Source organism: Leptospira perdikensis (genome assembly GCF_004769575.1).
GTDB lineage: Bacteria > Spirochaetota > Leptospiria > Leptospirales > Leptospiraceae > Leptospira_A > Leptospira_A perdikensis.
Genome location: NZ_RQGA01000013.1, coordinates 35,535 through 51,666, shown reverse-complemented (window position 1 = coordinate 51,666; position 16,132 = coordinate 35,535). Strand labels below are relative to the sequence as shown.

At 37.3% G+C, this 16,132-nt stretch carries 16 protein-coding genes and 1 pseudogene; 6 read left to right on the top strand and 11 right to left on the bottom strand.

All coding sequences use genetic code 11. The features are described 5' to 3' along the window. The first annotated feature begins 25 nt into the window (after positions 1-25). The 4 genes from EHQ49_RS11170 to EHQ49_RS11155 are packed head-to-tail and all read left to right on the top strand — an operon-like array spanning position 26 to position 3,955. Positions 26-1,999 carry a right-handed parallel beta-helix repeat-containing protein gene (locus EHQ49_RS11170; protein WP_135579402.1) on the top strand — a complete coding sequence of 658 codons (1,974 nt, stop codon included), beginning with the start codon at positions 26-28 and terminating at the stop codon, positions 1,997-1,999. A 15-nt stretch (positions 2,000-2,014) separates the two neighbouring features. Then, positions 2,015-2,326, top strand: coding sequence for a PLDc N-terminal domain-containing protein (locus tag EHQ49_RS11165; RefSeq protein WP_135579400.1), 312 nt, complete (start codon positions 2,015-2,017; stop codon positions 2,324-2,326). A gap of 19 nt (positions 2,327-2,345) precedes the next feature. Continuing rightward, entirely contained in the window at positions 2,346-3,407 is a 1,062-nt protein-coding gene (locus EHQ49_RS11160; protein WP_135579398.1) for a multicopper oxidase domain-containing protein, read from the top strand. Beyond that, positions 3,389-3,955, top strand: a complete 567-nt coding sequence (locus tag EHQ49_RS11155) for an SCO family protein (RefSeq protein ID WP_135579396.1) — start codon at positions 3,389-3,391, stop codon at positions 3,953-3,955. The genes EHQ49_RS11160 and EHQ49_RS11155 overlap by 19 nt, the downstream gene beginning before the upstream one ends. Here EHQ49_RS11155 and EHQ49_RS11150 read toward each other — a convergent pair. The 11 genes and pseudogenes from EHQ49_RS11150 to EHQ49_RS11100 all read right to left on the bottom strand — a co-directional run bounded on the left by EHQ49_RS11150 (position 3,933) and on the right by EHQ49_RS11100 (position 14,448). After that, entirely contained in the window at positions 3,933-5,849 is a 1,917-nt protein-coding gene (locus EHQ49_RS11150; protein WP_135579394.1) for a sensor histidine kinase, read from the bottom strand. The genes EHQ49_RS11155 and EHQ49_RS11150 overlap by 23 nt on opposite strands. A gap of 10 nt (positions 5,850-5,859) precedes the next feature. Continuing rightward, positions 5,860-6,339: pseudogene (locus tag EHQ49_RS11145) on the bottom strand (energy transducer TonB); the annotation flags it as partial. A 170-nt stretch (positions 6,340-6,509) separates the two neighbouring features. Beyond that, entirely contained in the window at positions 6,510-6,911 is a 402-nt protein-coding gene (locus EHQ49_RS11140; RefSeq protein WP_002979115.1) for an ExbD/TolR family protein, read from the bottom strand. A 2-nt stretch (positions 6,912-6,913) separates the two neighbouring features. Next, on the bottom strand, positions 6,914-7,528 hold the full coding sequence (locus tag EHQ49_RS11135) for a MotA/TolQ/ExbB proton channel family protein (RefSeq protein ID WP_135579390.1): 615 nt from the start codon (positions 7,526-7,528) through the stop codon (positions 6,914-6,916). 1 nt (position 7,529) lies between these two features. Beyond that, complete coding sequence (locus tag EHQ49_RS11130) at positions 7,530-8,030, bottom strand: hypothetical protein (RefSeq protein WP_135579388.1); 501 nt, start codon at positions 8,028-8,030, stop codon at positions 7,530-7,532. Beyond that, positions 8,030-10,546, bottom strand: a complete 2,517-nt coding sequence (locus tag EHQ49_RS11125) for a TonB-dependent receptor plug domain-containing protein (RefSeq protein WP_135579386.1) — start codon at positions 10,544-10,546, stop codon at positions 8,030-8,032. The genes EHQ49_RS11130 and EHQ49_RS11125 overlap by 1 nt, the downstream gene beginning before the upstream one ends. Further along, the gene (locus EHQ49_RS11120; protein ID WP_135579384.1) at positions 10,518-10,859 is read right to left on the bottom strand and encodes a hypothetical protein; all 342 of its coding nucleotides are present in this window, start codon (positions 10,857-10,859) and stop codon (positions 10,518-10,520) included. The genes EHQ49_RS11125 and EHQ49_RS11120 overlap by 29 nt, the downstream gene beginning before the upstream one ends. Next, entirely contained in the window at positions 10,856-11,266 is a 411-nt protein-coding gene (locus tag EHQ49_RS11115; RefSeq protein WP_244241454.1) for a hypothetical protein, read from the bottom strand. Before EHQ49_RS11115 ends, EHQ49_RS11120 begins: the two co-directional genes overlap by 4 nt. Before the next feature lie 8 nt (positions 11,267-11,274). Beyond that, positions 11,275-11,649 carry an LIC20211 family lipoprotein gene (locus tag EHQ49_RS11110; RefSeq protein WP_135579382.1) on the bottom strand — a complete coding sequence of 125 codons (375 nt, stop codon included), beginning with the start codon at positions 11,647-11,649 and terminating at the stop codon, positions 11,275-11,277. A gap of 126 nt (positions 11,650-11,775) precedes the next feature. Next, positions 11,776-12,513 (bottom strand): LytR/AlgR family response regulator transcription factor, encoded by a 738-nt coding sequence (locus EHQ49_RS11105; protein ID WP_135579380.1) that lies wholly within the window; start codon positions 12,511-12,513, stop codon positions 11,776-11,778. 9 nt (positions 12,514-12,522) lie between these two features. Next, the gene (locus EHQ49_RS11100) at positions 12,523-14,448 is read right to left on the bottom strand and encodes a SpoIIE family protein phosphatase (RefSeq protein WP_135579378.1); all 1,926 of its coding nucleotides are present in this window, start codon (positions 14,446-14,448) and stop codon (positions 12,523-12,525) included. Positions 14,449-14,540: 92 nt separating this feature from the next. On the opposite strand from EHQ49_RS11100, the gene EHQ49_RS11095 reads away from it, so the two are divergent. After that, positions 14,541-15,458, top strand: a complete 918-nt coding sequence (locus tag EHQ49_RS11095; protein ID WP_135579376.1) for a hydrogen peroxide-inducible genes activator — start codon at positions 14,541-14,543, stop codon at positions 15,456-15,458. A gap of 106 nt (positions 15,459-15,564) precedes the next feature. Continuing rightward, positions 15,565-16,128 (top strand): alkyl hydroperoxide reductase subunit C, encoded by a 564-nt coding sequence (gene ahpC / locus EHQ49_RS11090; RefSeq protein ID WP_002979255.1) that lies wholly within the window; start codon positions 15,565-15,567, stop codon positions 16,126-16,128. The last annotated feature ends 4 nt before the right edge of the window (positions 16,129-16,132 follow it).

The window sequence follows — 16,132 nt, the reverse complement described above, 5'->3', positions numbered from 1 at the left end:
AATCCTCACGTTCTGGGAAAGACCTATGAAAAAGAATAAAAAGATTTTATTAGGAGTCGCAATTGCAGTATTCATAACACTTGGTATGAATCATTGCAGTTCAGAAGATCCTGCCAATTCGGCCTTTGTCCATGTCACGATGATGGATAATGCCTTTCACCCACCAGTCATTCGAACCTTCAAAGGCGGAAAAATTCGATTTGTGAACGAAGGGAACAATCCTCACAATGCGATCTCGATCAATAAAGATTGGTCAACGGAGAAAACATTTGGAAACCTAGCGATGTTTCGCGCAGCCCATACCGATGTGTTCTTTCCTGAAGAAGGTGTGTACCCATATTTCTGCTCTTTCCATGCATCACCAGATGGTAAAATTGGAATGACCGGTGTTGCTGTGATTGGAAATGCATCTTACAATCCGCAAACGAACATAACAAAATCCAAAATATCAAAAAAATGGACAGGAGTGACTCGTAAGGTTCCTTCTCAATACAAAACCATTCAGAATGCAGTGGATGCAGCTTCTCCTGGCGACTTAGTTCTTGTTGCCAAAGGAATTTATAAAGAAGAAGTCACAGTCACCACTCCTTCGATTGTGATTCGTGGGGAAGATCGTAATGAAACCATTATCGATGGCGAGTTTTTACGTGGAAACGGAATCATGGTGGTGGGAGCCGATGGAGTTGCTGTAGAAAACCTAACAACAAGAAATGCTACATTAAATGGTGTGTATTGGACTGGTGTGAAAGGTTACCGAGGATCCTATTTAACGGCTTATAACAACGGTGATTATGGAATTTATGCTTTTGATTCTGTTGATGGACTGATGGAACATTCTTATGCTTCTGGATCTCCTGATTCTGGATTTTATGTAGGTCAATGTAATCCTTGTAATGCGATTATTAACGATGTTATTTCTGAGAACAATGCGCTTGGTTATTCTGGAACCAATTCAAGTGGAAACTTGTATCTTTTATCTTCTATATGGAGAAAAAACCAATTGGGTATTGGTCCAAATACACTGGATAGAGAGTTACTTCCTCCTCAAAAACAAATTGTGGTGAAGAAAAATATTGTTTATGATAATAACAATACGAATGCTCCTTCTAAAAAATTGGAATATCCATCGATTGGAAACGGTATCGCTTTACTTGGAGCCTTAGAGAATTTGGTCGAAGACAACTTAGTTTTTAATCATAAGAACTATGGAATTTTGGTCACAATGAATATCGACGAAAACATTTGGATCTCCAATAACAACGTCGTAAGGAACAATAAAGTTTATCATTCCGGCAGGGGAGACATTGCTCTTAGTGGGCCAGTAAATGTGGGAAACTGTTTTGAAGGAAACTCTTATGGAGTGTCTAGTCCCCCCTTACTTGAAACCCTTCAATCGTGTACGGGCATTCGTTATCCTCATATAGGTGACTTATCTTCTAGTATTGGCCTACTTGCCCTCTTTGTACAGGCAAACCTTCGGGAATTTGTACTCGGTTCTTATAAAAACCAACCAATCCCTCCATCTCAAATGAGTATGCCTAAGGAAAGTTTGGTGAATGTGATTCCTGCACATGATGTTTTTGAGGCAAACAAAGGTTTGATAACTTCTGCCGAACTGCCGAAACTGAGCCAAGCAGAATTTGATGCTGCCACAAACCCTATGTATACATCGGGATGGAGAGTTCATTTTCCGGGCACTATCAAAACATGGTATTTCCACCTAATGGGATATTTGTTGCCATTTGCAATCTTTGCTGCTTGGACAGGACTTGCTATCTTGGATCGATTCTCTGCAAAAGGTTCTAAGTTAGATTTTTATTTTTGGCTGATTCTACTTGTTCCATTTATTGGATCTTTGGTTTATTTATACTCTAAAGAATCAAAAATTTCTAAGACTGTTCGGAACACAGTAGTGATTGGTGGTATTTTTCTTTTCTTTACCATTCTGGCTTATGCCGGTTATGCGATGACGGCGGTTACAGAACCGTCTGTAGTTTAATATAGGAGTATATTTATGGAAACAACTTTTGCAAACCCAGGTTTTTGGACATATTTTATCGGATCTTACGCTTATTACCTTCCCTTTGTTTTGACAATGGTTTGGGCCCCTTTAGCACTGTTTGGTCTTTCTAAACAAAAGGGGATGGATACAACAAAACAAATCATTTGGTCACTTGTGATTTTGATAGTTCCAGTTCTTGGGCCTGCTGTATACCTTTTGGTAGCTGATACGGAATACGAAAAAAAATTCAAACAAATCGCAGTTGGTGGTGGTTTGGGAGTATTCATTCTTGTTTGGGTCCTTAGTTTAATTTCTCATATTTAGAGTTTTAGAGAGTTACCTTATGGATCGGAAGAGTTTTTTAACAACGCTGGGATTCGGGATTACAGGATTTGTTGGATCATTATTTGGTTCCATCAAATTCAATTCAAGAAACTCTGAGGAATTTTGTGGACCTTCTGATCCTTCGGTAACAGCTAACTTTGGAGTGGTGACCACTCCCACAGTTAGCGATAACTATCAAAATTCAATTGGAGCCGGTGGGAGTTTACGTGGTATTAATACTTATGGAAGTATGGCCCACCCACCTTTTTTTATCAAAGAGGAGTATACTGAAAGGTTTTACTACCCACCTAACTATAAAAATACGAACTCGAAGGTGAAAGACTTTAATTTAAATCTATTTCCTTTGAGTATGAATATTGCTCATAATGTAAACTATCCTGCATGGACATTCGATGGATTGGTTCCGGGGCCTGTACTTCGAGCCAACTTAGGAGACACTCTCCGAATTCATGTTAAAAATTCGAGTCCCGATCCTCATTCTTTACACTTTCATGGAACTCATGATCCGTTAGAAGATGGATGGGAACCAATCCCTGCATTTGGTGAAAGGACTTATCAAATTGAAGCAGGTCCCATTGGCCTTCATCCTTATCATTGCCATGTCCCACCATTGATGGTTCATACCGCCAAAGGTTTGTATGGTGCATTGCTTGTTGACCCACCTATCAAACGAAAACCGGCGCATGAATTTGTTCTTACATTTTCTGGATGGGATACAAAAGGTAAGGGTAAAAACGATTATTATACTTGGAATGGTATTGCCGGAATTTATGATCGTTATCCCATGAAAGTTCCTGTCGGGGAAAGGGTGCGTTTCTACATTCAAAACATGATGGAGCGAGAACCTATCATTACCTTCCATTTACATGCTCAGACTTTTGATATCATTCGAAATTTAGGAAGTGTCATTCCGGATGGACATTCAGATGTTGTGAGTATTGGACAAACAGAGCGAGTTGTCATTGAATTCGTTTTGAAAAAAAAGGGTCGGTATATGTTCCATCCTCACCAAACACATATGGCTGAAAACGGAGGTATGGGTTGGATCGTAGCCGTATAACTTTAGTAAGTATTCTTCTGATATTTGGTTTTTTTTCTTTTTGTAAATCAAAGGAAGATACAATTAAAGAAGAATGGAAACATTTGTCTTTTGTACAACCAGATGGAAGTTTGTTAGAACCAAAATTTTGGTCTGAAAAAAAATCGGTATTGTATTTTGGATTTTCCCATTGTCCCGATATGTGTCCACTTGCTTTGACAAATTTTGGAAGGGCTTCCTTAATACTCGGTGAAAAATCCAACAGGTATCGGTTTATTTTTATAACACTGGATCCTGAAAGGGATTCTCCTGCAACTTTGAAGAACTATATAGATAACTTTCCTGGAAAAAATTTAACAGCACTTTCTCCCAATGCTGAGTCTTTAACTAAACTCACTGAACTATTTGGAATCGTAAGAGAAAAAGTAGGAGAGGGAAATACTTATAGAATTGATCATTCTAATTTTATTTATGTATTAGATGAAAAATTAAATACTCTCATAAACTTTCCTGGTGGAGTTTCTGCCAATATATTGGCAACGAAACTTAGAGAACTTGCGGAACTCTAGATGTTAGTATAATTTCAATTTCTGTTCTAGCGCCTTCTGGATAATTTCTGGTCACTTCGAAACTAAACTCAGAATAAAGATTTTTCAAACGTTCCTTTATATTTCCCAAAGATCGTTCCAAAAGTTTTGTTTTATCTGTAAGTAACTCCTCTGGAATTCCAATACCGTTGTCATAGACAACGAAACTAAATACAGAATCACGAACTATTTTTGCATGAATAAACAATTGAAACTGTTCTTCTGCCGATCCGCGAAACCCATGTTTAAAAGAATTTTCGATGATGGGTTGGAGTAACAGTGGTGGTAACACTACAGAAGAAAAGTCACCGGATTTTTTAAAATCAATTTGGATGGTATCGTAAAATCTTAGTTTTTGTAAATGTAGATAGTCTTCTAAAAAATTCCATTCTTCTTCAAAAGGAATCCAATCTCTATCCGTTCTATCTGAAATGAATCTATAGTTATTCGCAAGGCTTAAAATCGCATCTCCAATTAACTCGGGTTTAATTTTGTGAAGTGCATGAATGGTATTTAAAGAATTAAATAAATAATGTGGACTCATCTTTGTTTGTAAAGTTTTGAGTTGGCTTTCTTTGAGTGATTTTTCCGCTTTTAACAAATCTTCTTTGTACACTTGTGCTTTTTGTCTGTTAGCAAAGATTGTACGTTCTAATGCAAATCCTTGAGAGATAACACCAAAAAGAACACCCCAAAGAACTACTTTGTTTGTAGAGTTATCATTCGATTTGATTGCCAGAAAAATTTCTATGATGACAAGGAGGAGTGTAACGCTAAATCCAATGAAATGACCAAAGGCTTCAGGATTCCCTTTTTTCCAGGCTTCAAAGGTAATGTAAATTGGTCCTAGAATGTTTAAAAGATTAAATAAGATGAAAAAACTTCTGCTACTAATTAATAATGAATGAGCTGTGTCGACGAACGGAAGTGAAAAAACGAGAATAGTCGTAGCAGAACAAATGATAACATCTATATAAATTAATATATCTAAAACTTTGTAACTTCCACTTCCAAAAAGGCGTCGCACACCAGATAACATAGGAATAAAAACAAAATTTGCTGAAACGGTAGTGAGAATGAATAATGTTTCTGAGTTTGTAAATAGATATCGAATGAGTACGTTAGATGTGAGGCCAAGTAAACCGAAACATAGTGAAAAAGCTGCAAAATCAAGGAGAATGTTGTATTGTTTTTTATGTTCAATAAAAAAAACCAAGGCACAGATGATACCAATCATCAAGAAGAATGAATGGAAAAAAATTGTCGTTAGGTTTTTTAACGCAATTTCTCGATACAGTGCGGTTTGTTTCCCAACTAAATTTTCCACGATGGTAATCACAAAGAGGATTCCTTTTTTGTGATACAATCTTAAGTAATAATAATTTGAATCATCATCGGGGATTTTAACCCAATCAAATTTTGACTGGAAAATATTGGGTAACCTTTCTTGATCTAAAAAATTTCCATATTTGAAAACGGAATCTCCATATTCATTAAATATTTCTATATTTAAGCCACCATGTTCGATTAGAAAAAAAACATCTTCTTTGGTTTTGTGATTTGGTAACGCCTTGGAACGTAACCAAATAAATTCCGAATCGGTGATTCGTTGGAGTTCTGTATCGTCAATCCAACCGGAAATGGATTCCCAATACACTTTATGCATTTTTTGAAAATCAATGTTACCATTATCATCTGCAGGGATGTCACCAACAAAGTATTCTGTGTTTTCGGCTAGGTAATATTCAGCTAGAGAGTTATCCGTTGGTTTAGTGATGGAGTAGATGTATGATGTAATAGAAACTGAGAAAATAAGAAAAAGGAGACAGATGGATAGAGTTGGTTTTTCTAAAAATCTGCTCCCTAGATCTTTCATAGAGCGTCTATTAGTCTTCTAAAGAAAATAAAATAGGTAATCTATGTGCCATTTTTTTGGGCTGTCCTTGCACATAACCTGGGCTAAATCGCACACGTTTGATGAGTTTCATTGCAGCTTCTTCGAATCCGTAACCTGCACGGCCAGATACAATTTTTGCCGATTGTAAACTTCCGTCTTCATTCACCTGAACTAGAAGTACAACTTGTTTTTCTACAATATTGGCTGCTTTGGCTTGAGGAGGAAAATACTCCTTTAAATCAAAGTCAATGATTGCAGTTGGCATTTTGTCTCCGTTGAAAGAGAAAAGATATCCATCTTTATCTGTTCCATTTCCCGATAGTTGATTTGGGTTGATATCGGAGTTATCTGGTTCGTCAGCTTTGTCTTTATTACTCCCCTCTACCCATTCCTGTTTTTCGATAGGTGCAGGAGAGGATGTGCCACCAATGAGTTCAGGAGGAATGTCTTCAAAACTAACATCGACATCTTCAAAGTTTGATTCTTCAATCACTTCGTCGCCGCGTAATTGGCTAATCTTGTAACCAGCGTAAGTTGCGGTGTGGACAAACAAACTACCGATCAAACATATATGGAACAATCGCTCCTTATTCTGTTTGACCGACTGTTTAAAAATTATCCATAATTCCGCGATACGGTTCATTTTTTTACACTGAGGGCAATTTTAGTAACACCCGCTTTTCGGATGATTCCCATCAGCTCCGTAATTTTTCCATAAGGGAGGCTTTCATCTGCAGAAAGAGTTAAACGCATGTTAGGTCTAATTTTTGCTTCCCTTTCGAGATTTCGAACCAAACCGGAAACGTCTGTATCTTTTCCTTCCAAAAGGATGGCGCCAGTTTTGGTAATTGCTACTTGCACCGACTCAGCAACGTTCGGATCAGCAGCTTGTACTTTTGGTAAATTGATGTTTAAACTTTCTTTTTTTAGAAAGTTTGCCGTTACCATAAAGATGACAAGAAGAACCAAAATCACATCCACCATAGGAGTGATATTGATACTTCCAATTTCTTCGTCTTGTGAACCTGATGCTCCAGCCATAATTATACCTTTGTCTTATTCATTTGATAAGAGAGTAGTTCTTTTTTCAGAATTTCCATATTCTGTAAAATCACCTTGGACTTTCTAGAAAAATAATTGTTTGCCATTACCACAGGAATTGCGACTGCAAGACCAGCTGCCGTTGCAAGTAGAGCCGTAGAGATGGAACGCATAACCACTTCTGCACCAGAACTTCCTAAGGTTCCCAAACCATAAAAAGCTTTGATAACACCTAGAACGGTTCCTAAGAGTCCGATGAACGGAGCGTTATTACCCAAGGTGTTTAGGATTGGTAAACGTTTTTCCAACTCCAATTTTTCGGATAGAATTTGGCCATCTAAACTTTCATCAAGTCCCTTTCGTCCTAATTTTAATTGTTTGAGAGCAAATTGAACGAATCTGGTATAAATGGATTCTTCGCCGGCGTCAGTTTTCCAGTGAATTTCTGGTTCTTCTTGTAGTGATGTTCTAACTTCAGTTAGGTAGTCTTCGTTTTTTTTACCTAACGATTTTTTATAATAAATTAATCTTTCAGCAAATACTGCTAATGCAATTACACTTGCAATTCCCATTGCAATAAAGATTAATTCTTCACCTATTTCTACATACTCTTGCATACTATTCTCCGTTTTGAATGTTATTAAATAATAAATATAATGGAATCTGATCTGCACTAATTTGATTGTTGGTCGTTGCAAAACAAGACCTCAAACAAGAAATTGCTGAATTAGATGTTAGACTCGACTCTATCAGAGCAGGGATTGTCGATTGAGCACAAACTCCCGAACTGGTTTTGGATTTCCAATCTGTTACTTGACAGTTAAAGGCACAGGTTTGGGCAATCCCTGACATATTTTTATATACAGTGGATATCATCGTTTGGCAAGTTAATGTTTTTACTGCCGCAGTTGTTTCAGTGAATGTTCCACCAACTGCAGTAAAATAAGCTTTGAAACATAAATCTTTATTTGTGATGATTGATTCACATGTGTCTTGCGGTGCATTCGGTGTAGCAAGGTATTGTAGTAAAACAGTTTCCTTGTAAGAATCTTCAAGTTTTTTAGGTTCACTACAAGAGATGATAGATATAACACTAAGAAGAAGGATAACATGTTTCATTAGAAGTGTGCCTCCATACCTACGTTAAAGAAAGGAATGACTGTTCCACCTGGAAGTTCTAAAGTTCCAAAAGTATCATTTTCTCTGGGGTTAGTTGCTGAGAACGGTCTTGAGTTATCATAATCATAACCGTTTTTGTTTTTTCTCATATAAACGTTTACGATTTCTAAATACCAGTTCAGGTATCCCCAAGAATAGTTTTCAAATATATCAAATCGAATATCAAACCTATGAAAGTCAGTTCCACGTTTCACGTATCCATATTGAGATGAGTTTGGATTATTCGAATACTGTGGATTCCAAAAAGTAAGTCCATTGAGTGGGTTCGAAAATCTACCACCATCATCACCGACTACAGGTCTGGAAGGAATTGAAGTTAAATAGCTCCATCGACCACCAATTTGATAACTTTCACTAACTCTCCAACCATAAATAAAGTTGGCAACATGAGTTCTATCCCAAGGAGCTAGTTGTTCTTTTGAGTTTGGGAAATAAGCTGCAAGAATTTTTCTCTCGATCCCGCCAACTTGTGAATTGTCACCTTCATAAACTTGATATAAATTTGTGTTTTGAAAGGACTGCGACCAAGTATAAGATATCCAACCAAACCAGTCTCTGGTGCCCGGGCGTGCATTTTTACGAATCAAAAGTTCGTAACCATGAGACCAACCAGATGCTCTGTTTGAATAGTTTAACGGACGATTGGCGACTATCGGCTGAGTTAACCATTGTCCCTTGTCTGGATTTAAACCAACAGGTGTGGACACATAAGGATCATCAATGATGGTATCGGTAAATTGGTTTTTGAATACTTCTACTTTTACCTGCCAGACTTGATCAATTTTTTGATCGATACCGGCACTTACTTTTCGTGCTCTTTCGAACCGTAAATCAGGGTTTCCTGTTTCCGAATTAAAATTAGTTGTTAAAGGAAATCTGGATACATCCCCACCACTTCCATAAATTGTCATCCCTTTCCCAACTTCTGGAAACGTATAGGAGGCAGTGGCTCTCGGTGTTAAGGCACCATTACCTGTGACCTGAACATAATCATAACGTGCACCAGGTTCAAATAGAAAGTTTCCAAATTTAAAGTGGAGTGTCGTATATGCATTGTAATATGGGGTATTTCCTTGGATACTGAGGGGTCTACCGATGAAATCTGGATTTGCCGAGTTATAAGGGTTAGGCGCCGGATTTGTCGGATCACGTAAGGCAACCTCTGTTCCATAATCTCTGAAGGAAAACTTTCTCACTTCTGTTCCAAAATCTACTTTTAGAAACTTGGTTGCTGTCCAGTAAGCATCCTGACGAACACCTACATAACTTCCCCTTTGGTATTGTTTCCCTTGAATGGCTCCGAAGCCAACATTATACTCACCGATTGGATCAAAGTTAATTAAAGTAATACGGTTTTGAAATTTATCACCAGGAATCCAAGTATATCTAAGGGCTGTTGTTCGGAAACTTTGACCGAAACTAGCTTTTGCTCCACTTAAAAGGGCAAGTGCCGAACTAGTAGGATCATTCGCAGGTTTGTTCGGAACATCGATAGCAAAGTTGTCCTGAGCAGATAGGTTATAAAAAGCAATTTGGTGTTCAGGCGTAAAGTTATGAACATACTTAATTTGTGAGTCATTATAGCGAGGAAGCCTAATCCCTTCTGGTAAAAGACCTGTGGCACCTAAAGTTTTATCCAAATAACCAAGTTTCCCTGCAATAGCAAGGTATCCCTTCCCGCCGGATGTTGGTGTCGCAGCATAAGCTGTTGTGTTCCATAAGGAAACTTGAAAAGCACCTTTTGTTTTTTGAACGGAATCTACTGTTTCGATTTCAATGACACCACCTGTCGCATTATTAAAGTTAGCAGGATATGCGCCAGAGTATAAGTCAATTGATTTGATCAAATCATTATGAATGACAGATGTTAATCCATCCAAGTGGAATGGATAAAGAATCGGAAGGTCATCATAAAGATAGGTATTTGCGCTGGGGTTAGCACCACGTACGATAATACCATTGGCACCACCACCAAAACCAATGTTAGGAATGACCCCAGGAAGTGTTTCCAAAGCGCGGAGAGCCTCACCAAAAGTACCTGGCATCCTTTTGATTTCTTCGTAACGAACTTTAGTTCTTGAAGCTACAGTTTTTTCACGTTCTCCTTCAACTACAATTCCTGTTTTTGGTGCACTTGCTTTTTTTTCGGTGTAGATAGTCCTTGATTCATCTTCAGAGCCAACAGAAATTTTTATTTCTTGGATTCCTGAGTCACGCAACAAACGTAAGGTGTAATCACCAGGTGCTGGAAAATCGAGAGTGATATTTCCTTCTGCATCAGTTTGTGCAAATTTTTTCGTCTCAAAAATTAATACAGATAAATTCTTTTCTGCAATTTCCTTTTTGGGATTAATCAGTTTGGCACGGATACTCACGGCAAGGAGTGGGGATCCAAAACAAAAGAGAAAAATCCCTAATAAAATACGATTATTTAATTTGAATTTTGCTGATTTCATTGAAGTTTAAATACCAAGGGATATCTCCCGTTTCTTTTTCTAGGTAAATGAGGGTACAAGGTAGGGGATATCCAAGAAACGGACATTCCGTACGGGTAATCGCAATTGTACACAAGTCTAAATTTCTTTTGATTGGTTTATTAACGATGACTAATGGTGGATTGGGAATGGGATTTCCACATTTCTCTGAAGCAAATTTTGCAGCTGCATAAACTTGGCTTTGTGCATCGCTAGTATCTACGCGATCTACCCCAGCTCCACAATGGATGATAGATCCAAACGCCATTAAAAAGGTAAGTGTCCAGATTTTCATTTGGTACCTTTTGTCCCTGTTCCAGTCGTTGTAGTTTCTGTTTCTTCCGGTTGGCCAACTACGTCAGCAGTTACGTTCACTACAGTAACCAAACCAAGAGGGAAATAAGCTTTATCTTCTCTTTGGATCTTGATGTTGATTAGAGTTTTTCCTGTCGGGTATTTTTCTAAAATTTGACTCATGGCCAACTCTACATTAGGTGCTTTTGTAACGGGAAACATTCCTAACAAATAAAAGGCGGAGTCTTGTCCTTTCCCTTTTCCGAGAATTTTATAATCGGTGGAACGTATGACTGTTGCGGAATCATATAAATAAATTTCTTTTGAGACATGGGAGCCAATACACCCCATACCCATTATGGAAGCTGAAATAAAACTTATAAAGATTTTGAAGATAGATGTTTTCATCGTTGGTATTATTTTTTGTTTTTAGTTGGTGTTGTGGATGACGGGAACCGAACCAAATCACCTTTAATAGTGAATCGATACCTTGTGATTGGTCCAAAAATGGATTTGTCGTTCCAGTAACGAATATTTACAAGAGCGTCCCCAGAATCCTCCTCCATCACTTTTTCGTATAAATCAGTGACAGGTGGTTCAGTAAAAGGAAGACCAAAGATAATGAAATCAAGTGCATACCATGTAAAGGTTTTCTCTACGGTTTTTACGGTTTCGTAAGGAGTGTTTGGAATTGGTTTATTGCTAGTTGCAAGTCCAACGGAAGAAGAGGCACAATTCGTTAAACCTAAAGATAAAAAGAAGATACTTGCAGTGACTATAAAATGTTTCATAAAAAGACTCCGTTCGTATCCACATACCATTTCTATGGTTGTGGTCAACGGATTAATCGCACTAACGTTGATTAACTACTTAACTCGGAATGAACGCTACATATTCCGGAGTGAAATCGAAACGGATTATAATTTAAGTGCTTCTTTTAGATTTTGAGCAAACGAACGGCCAACCGGAAGGGTAGTTTCGTCCTCGTTTTTCAGTTGGATGGTGTAGGATCCGCCTTTATCATAACGTAAACTTGTCACGTAATCTAAATTAACGAGGAATCCTTTGTGAATTCGGATGAATTGTGCGGAAGGTAATTTTTCTTCAATTTCTTTGAGTAATTTTGATGTTTCGTAGTCTTTTTGGGAAGTGTGAATCACACAACTTTTGTTATTTGCAGAGATAAAGTGAATGTCTTGAAACGGTAATAGAAAAACTGCCGAGTCGGACTGAATTTTGAGATGGGTTTTTTTCTCTTGCGAGGGTACTGTTGTTTGTTTTGATTCTTGTAAAAAACGTAAGGCTTTGTCTACGGACTTTCGAAATCGTTCAAATGAAAATGGTTTGAGTAAATAATCAGTCGCATCCAAATCAAAGGCTTCTACGGCATGTTCACTATAGGCAGTGGTAATGATAAAAAACGTAGATTTATTGTGTTCCTTTCGTAAAATATCCATTCCATTGACGGCAGGAAGGTTGATATCCATAAAAACTAAATCAAATTTCTTCTCTTGCAGAAGAGTTAGGGCTTTGTCGCCACTTTCTGCGATGCCTGCCAGTTTTAATTCAGAACAGTTCATGATATAGTCCATCATGAGCATTCTAGCAGGATATTCATCTTCAATGATTAATACTGAATAGGTGGAAGAATCCATGGATTTAATTTATGTTACATCAATAAAGAAAAAAGTGACATCGTCTTTTAGTTCTTCTTCCGAAAATTTTGAAATTTGAACAATAATTTCCCGAGACAACGATTTTATATCCTTGTCTTTCCCTCTTTCCAGTAGATCAAGTATTTTGCTTTCACCAAATAATTTATTTTCTGCACGAGCTTCGGTAACACCGTCAGTGAAAAAGAAATATCGATCACCGGCTTCCATTTTGTGGATCCATTCACTATAAGTGAAGGATTCTTTCCAACCTATGATGGGACCTTTTACATTCATAAATTCAAATTTGCCTTGGATTCGATTGTAAATCAGTGGGTTTGGGTGGCCAGCAGTTGAGAAGATGATTGTTCTTTCATTTGTATCAATAAGTGCACAACAGGCAGTGATAAAATAACGACTTACAAGTGAGGTAAGAGCCTGGTTCATATGTTCCAATACAACTTTTGGTGAGTGGATATTTTTTGTGGATTCTCTAAATTGTACTTTTACCATCGAAGATACAAAGGCAGCTGGAACACCGTGACCGGCAACATCTGCAATTAACAATAGCAGGCGATGATCGTCCAATTCTACCCAGTCATATAAATCCCCACCCACTTGTTTCATCGGTAGATAAGTTGTGTGGATTCGAAGTCCTGTTGTATTTGGGTGTTCTTTGGGTAGAAGATAACTTTGGAGTTGAGAGGCGAAAAATAAATCTTGTTCTAGATCTTCATTTTTTTCTCTAAGTTCAACTGTTCTTTCGTGAACACGAATTTCTAAATCTTTGGTTAGTACAGAAAGTTCTTTTTCATTTTTTGCATGACGATACGAGATGGCAACTCCGGAGAGGATCATTAAAATTAAAAATCCATACTGAGTTAAATATATATTTTTCCCAGAGGTAACATCGATCATGATATCGATTGTTGCACCGACACAGATACAAATAAAACCTACTGTTAAAAAGTATGCTTCTGCCTTTTTTTCTTTTGCGGCTCGGATCACTCCGCGAACAATAAAAAACACTACGAGTAATAATGAAAACTCCCAAATTCTTAAAAGTAATATCCTGGTTGGTATATCGATGTTCCAAGTTTGTGCAAAGGCCAATAGGAGTAGGAAAAATACCAACAATCGTTCTTTTAAATGGAATTTTGTTTGGAATAAGGAATAACTGAACAAAAAAATGGAAACTGGAAGTAGGGCTTGCGCTGTGAAAAAAACTTTTAACCAAAATAGAAATGAAAAGTTGGTATAAGTATAACTTATGTTTAATAAAGGTAATCTCCACAAAACAAAGATCAATGTAGATAGTAAAAGGTAAAAATTTGCTTTTGCCTGTCTTTTTAGAATGATCGAAAAAATTTGATAAGCACCAATTCCAAAGAACAACATGATGAAACAAAAATCGCGTCCATCTTCATTGATGATGAATTCTTGTAAAAGATCATAGTTTCCCATAACAGGAATTTTTCGAAATAATCCCCCTTGGAAGGTTTTGTTCCGAAAATGGATCTCTAATTCTAGATGGTTTATCTCATTTTCTTTGAGTACGGAGCTGGGAATAAAATACAATCGTTTGTAATACCAGTTAGGAAAATATGATCCATCCTCGGAGACAGTGCCGGTTTCTCCGAGTAAAACACCGTTGACAAACAGTTTATCGACTTCTTGAATTCGGTCTAAGTAAATACCTAGTGGTTTGTGATTTGGTTCGTAATAAAAACTTGTTTTGTAACTGCCATGAATTGGTGGGTTCAGCCCTTGGAGTGAAAGACCTTTCCCAACTTGGATGGGTTTTGTTTCGCCTTGGGACGTAAATGTCCAGTCACCAGACATGGTTGTCAGGTTTTTGGAACTTACTTTTAGTGGTTCCGAGGAAAGCGAAAATACTATAGTAAGTAAAAAGGGGAAAATAAATGAGAGAAATCTCATCGGTATCGGCTAAGGATAGTTGCGTACAGAGAGAATGCAAGTTGATTTTCATTCTCCCATTCACTTTCGTTATTTTTTTGGAGAGTATCTAAATGACCATCACTCAACTTCGCTATATTGTTGCCCTGGATCAATTTAAGAGTTTTGCAAAAGCCGCCGAACATTGTTTAGTTGCTCAACCCACTATGAGCTTACAAATTCAAAAAGTAGAACAGGAACTGGGTTTTGAATTGTTTGATCGGAAAAAAAACCCTGTTATAACTACCAAATTAGGGAAAGCCGTTGTAGATCAGGCAAAAAATACACTGAAAGAAGCAGACAAACTTTTTGAAATCGCTGGTCAATGGAAAGACGAACCTGCCGGAAATATATCCATTGGAATCATTCCGACTGTCAGTAATTATTTGATTCCTTCCATTTACAATCAATTACAAACAGAGTTTTCTAAAGTAAACTTCCGAATTTCGGAACTTCCAACTCTCTCCATTTTAGAAAAATTGGAATCAGAAGAAATTGATTTGGGAATTCTTGCGACTCCACTCAAAATTCCAAATATCGTAGAACACCCGCTCTACTATGAACCATTTGTTGTTTATTATCCAAAAGATGCTAAAGAAAAAACCTCATCTGTTTCGATGAAACATATCGAGAAGTACCCCTTACTTGTACTTGGTGAAGAACATTGTTTTCGTCACCAGTCTTTAAAAATCTGTAATCGCAACTCACTGGCAAAAATTGAAAGTGGAAGTGTGGAAACTTTGAAACGAATGGTAGACATGGGGATTGGGGTCACCTTATTACCTAAGTTATCAGTGGATCCATCTTCCAAACGAATTGTTCCTTTTGATACTCCCGAACCCGCAAGAGAAATTAGTTTGGTATATAAGAAGGGGTTTTACAAAACTAAAATTTTAAAAAAACTCACAAGTTTGATTCTTGGTGTGATAGCTAAGGAATATCATTCCAAAGAAAAATTTAAAATCATCGGTGTGTCTTTGAACCAAGATTGAATGAAAATTGATTGATAGTTTTTGTAAATCTTGTCATTTATAGTATTTATTTTACAAATGATCTGGTTTGGGGTATATTCTTCTTAACAACAAAGGAGGATATTCAATGTCCAATATCAACACTCAAATTCCTGACTTTACCACAGAAGCTTTCCATAATGGGGCTTTCAAAAAAATTAGCAAAAAAGACGTTCTCGGAAAATGGTCCGTATTTGTTTTTTATCCTGCAGATTTTACTTTTGTTTGCCCTACAGAACTTGGCGACGTAGCAGATTATTATGCGGAACTCCAAAAAATGGGAGTAGAAGTATATTCTGTATCCACAGATACACATTTTGTTCATAAAGCTTGGCACGAAGCTAGTGACACCATCAAAAAAATCAAATTCCCAATGTTAGGTGATGCATCTGGAAAGATCACTCGAGGTTTCGGAATTATGATCGAAGAAGATGGCCAAGCACTTCGAGGAACATTCGTTGTGAACCCAGAAGGTGTGATCAAAACTGCTGAAATCCATGATCTTGGAATTGGACGTTCTGCTGAGGAACTCGTTCGTAAAGTGCAAGCAGCTCAATACGTTGCAAACAATGACGGCGAAGTTTGTCCTGCAAAATGGAAACCAGGTAATTCCACTTTGAAACCAGGTCTTGACTTGGTAGGAAAAATCTAAACTA